The 2,837-nt window shown below is 73.0% G+C and carries 3 protein-coding genes; all 3 read left to right on the forward strand.

All coding sequences use genetic code 11. The annotated features are described in order from the left end of the window. Positions 1-686: S1 family peptidase (locus EQG76_RS24750; protein WP_159717278.1), on the forward strand; the 686-nt coding region annotated here is incomplete at its 5' end. After that, positions 683-2,266, forward strand: a complete 1,584-nt coding sequence (locus EQG76_RS24755) for a hypothetical protein (RefSeq protein WP_159717279.1) — start codon at positions 683-685, stop codon at positions 2,264-2,266. The genes EQG76_RS24750 and EQG76_RS24755, both read left to right, overlap by 4 nt. Positions 2,267-2,276: 10 nt before the next feature. Then, positions 2,277-2,837 (forward strand): virulence factor SrfB (locus EQG76_RS24760; RefSeq protein WP_200841094.1); only part of this gene is annotated, 561 nt, incomplete at its 3' end.

Consider the following 2,837-nt stretch of genomic DNA (forward strand, 5'->3'; position numbering starts at 1 on the left):
CCGACCTCCTGGACGCGGCCACCGTGCTGGTGCTGGCGCGCGGCGGCCAGCGGGAGGGCAGCGGGTTCGGCACCGGCTTCTTCGTGGCCCCGGGCCTGGTGGTCACCAACCTCCATGTGGTGGGCGACCCGCCGGCCAGCGAGATCTGGGTCACCAGCAAGGCGCTCAACCGCGCCACCCGGGCCAGGCTGCTGGCGCGCTCACCCAAGGTCGAGATCGGCGGGCCGGACTTCGCACTGCTGGAGGTCGAGAACGGTGGCGACGAGGCTAGGCTCAGCTTGGCCGCCCCCGCCGACCGCCTGCAGAACGTGGTGGCCGCCGGCTTCCCGAAGCTGGTCATGGACACCGATGCCGGCTTCCGCCGGCTTCGGGCCGGCGATCGGTCGGCCGTGCCGGAGATGGCGGTGAGCCAGGGCGTGGTCACGGCGCGGCAGTCGCCGGCTGGCACGCCCTTGATCCTGCACACCGCCTCCGTCTCGGGCGGCAACAGCGGCGGGCCGCTGGTCGACCAGTGCGGCCGGGTGGTCGGCATGAACACCTTCGTCCGCACCGAGCGCGAGCAGGCCGCCCAGATGAGCTATGCGCTCGCCACCGACGCGCTGGCGACCTTCCTGGCCGAGGCCGGCGTCGAGGTGGCGGTCGCCTCCGACCTGTGCCGGCCGAACCGGCTGGAAGGCCAGCCATGAACCGGCAGTTCGTCTGCGAGACGACGTTCGCCGGCCTGCGTCCGCTCGGTATTGGCGGGCGGCGCATCCAGGAATCCTGGCACGAGATCGACGCCGCGCTGCGCAGCAATCTGGGCGATCCTTACGCCCGGTTGTTCGCGGAGCCCGTGCCGGGCGAGGGGACCACGAGCTGGTTCGCCGAGCCCGAGGGCGAGGTGGTAGAGTATCGCCGCCTGCACGACACGGCCAAGCGCGCGCTGATCCGGACGGTGGAGGAGCGGCTCGCGGCGATGCGGGCGAAGGTGGCCGAGCTCAAGGCGTCCGGCCAGCCCGCGCAGCGGCGCCTGGGCGAGACGCTGGACCGGCTGATGTCGTTCCCGGGCCCGCTCGCCGACCGCGAGATCCTGTTCGCCATCCGCACGACCTCGGGCGACGAGCCGGTGCTGGTGAACTGGGGAACGCGCGACGACGTGCCCGACCCGCCGCTTGCCGCCCTCGAGGATTTTCTGCGCGGCGAGGCGCTGCGCCTGCACCTGCCCCAGCCACCGGCAGAACCGGCACCCGGCGGCCCGCCACCGGATGGCGATCCGGACGTCGTGACGCCGGTGCCGCCTCCTTCGCCATCCGCTCCTGCACCCTCCCCCGGGCCGGACCCTGACCTGGCGAGTGCGGGCGACCCGGCACCGGACGCGCCCGGCCAGGAGGCCTCGGCCGAGCCATGCGAGGAGCCGCGAGAGGAGCCGCCATGGCCGCGGCCTGGGCCGCGGGTCCTGATGGAGGCCCGGTCTGAAGCGCCCGGGCCGGAGGCTGCGGGGCCAGACGCGGCAACGGCGCCGCGGAGCCGCCCGCGCCTGTGGCCCTGGGCGCTGCTGCTGGGTGCGCTCCTGGTCGCCATCGTGCTCGCACTCCTGCCGACCTGCGGCGTGCTGGTTCCGTTCCTGGCGGCCTGCCAAGCCCCGGACGCCGGCCTGGCCGAGTTGCGTCGTGAGGGCGAAGATCTGGAACGGCAGCTCCATGCCCTGCAGCAGCAGGTAGCGGCACTGCCCCGCTGCGAGCCGATCCCGGGCGGTCCGGCGCCCGCTGCGGCGCAGGCGCCGAGGCAGTCGCGGCCGGTGGCGCCGATGGGTGGCCTCACGCCCGAGCCGGAGCCGCAAGGCGACGCGCGGGAGCAGCGCAGCCGGATCGCCAGGCTCGACCAGGCAGTGACGCAGGCCGGCGGCACGGTGGGGCCGGCCACCGTCACCCTACAATGGCAGGCGGCGTGCGATCTCGACCTGCGGGTCTATTGCCCGAACGGCACGATGGTCGACTTCCAGCTCGACGGGCAGCCGCAGGCGCGCTGCGGGCGAGCGAGGCTCGACGTGGATGCCAACGTGGCGGACGACGCGCTGAGCGCCAACCCGATCGAGAACGTGAGCTGGCCGGCCAAGCCGCCGCCCGGCCGCTATCGGATCGAGGTCCACAATTTCAAGAGCCGCCCGCCCGGCAGCGGGCCGGTGCCGTTCGTGCTGCGGGTGCGCGTGGGCGAGGACGAGCGGCTGATCGAGGGAAGCGTCCTTCCGGGGGAGCGTCGCTCCATGTATGAGTTCAGCATTCCATGAGACAGGCTGGATGTTGAAGAAGCTCGTTCATTTTCCGGAAGTTACCAGCCTCGTGATGAACACCGGGATTCAGTTCCTGGACTTCGGATTGAACGAGGCGCGGATCGCGCGGCTGACCGGGCACTTCTGGCATCAGGCGGCACCGGGCGGCGAGGAATCCCCGGGCGAGGCGCCGCGCTTCGTCCTCCATCCCCTGTACGAGGCCGCCGACGGCGACTGGCGCTACCTGGTCGAGGGCGAGCCCGACGGGCGCGTGGCGCCGGACGACGGCGTCTACGAATATCGGGCCAGCCGGGCACTCGACGTGTTTGACGGGATCTGGCTGCCGCTGCCGTTCTTCCGGCAGAAGGAGCCGGTGGGCCAGGGCGGGCCCAGCTTCGACAATGGGCCCACCAACTGGGGCAGGCTCTATGTCCGCCGGCAGGAGCGGCCCGACGAGGACGGCAACACCCACCGGGTGGTGCTGGCCTTCGACACCGTGCTCCTGGAGCGCTCCGCCACCGGCCCCTACGCCGCGCCCGAGCCCGCCGACGCGGTGGACGACGCCCGCTTCGCCCTGGTCGCCGACGGG

It is taken from the genome of Geminicoccus flavidas (genome assembly GCF_009806515.1).
Taxonomy (GTDB): domain Bacteria; phylum Pseudomonadota; class Alphaproteobacteria; order Geminicoccales; family Geminicoccaceae; genus Geminicoccus; species Geminicoccus flavidus.

What these genes read in the sequence shown, in the direction of transcription:
- EQG76_RS24755 (WP_159717279.1), top strand. Translation starts at nt 683, where the DNA reads ATGAACCGGCAGTTCGTCTGCGAGACGACGTTCGCCGGCCTGCGTCCG.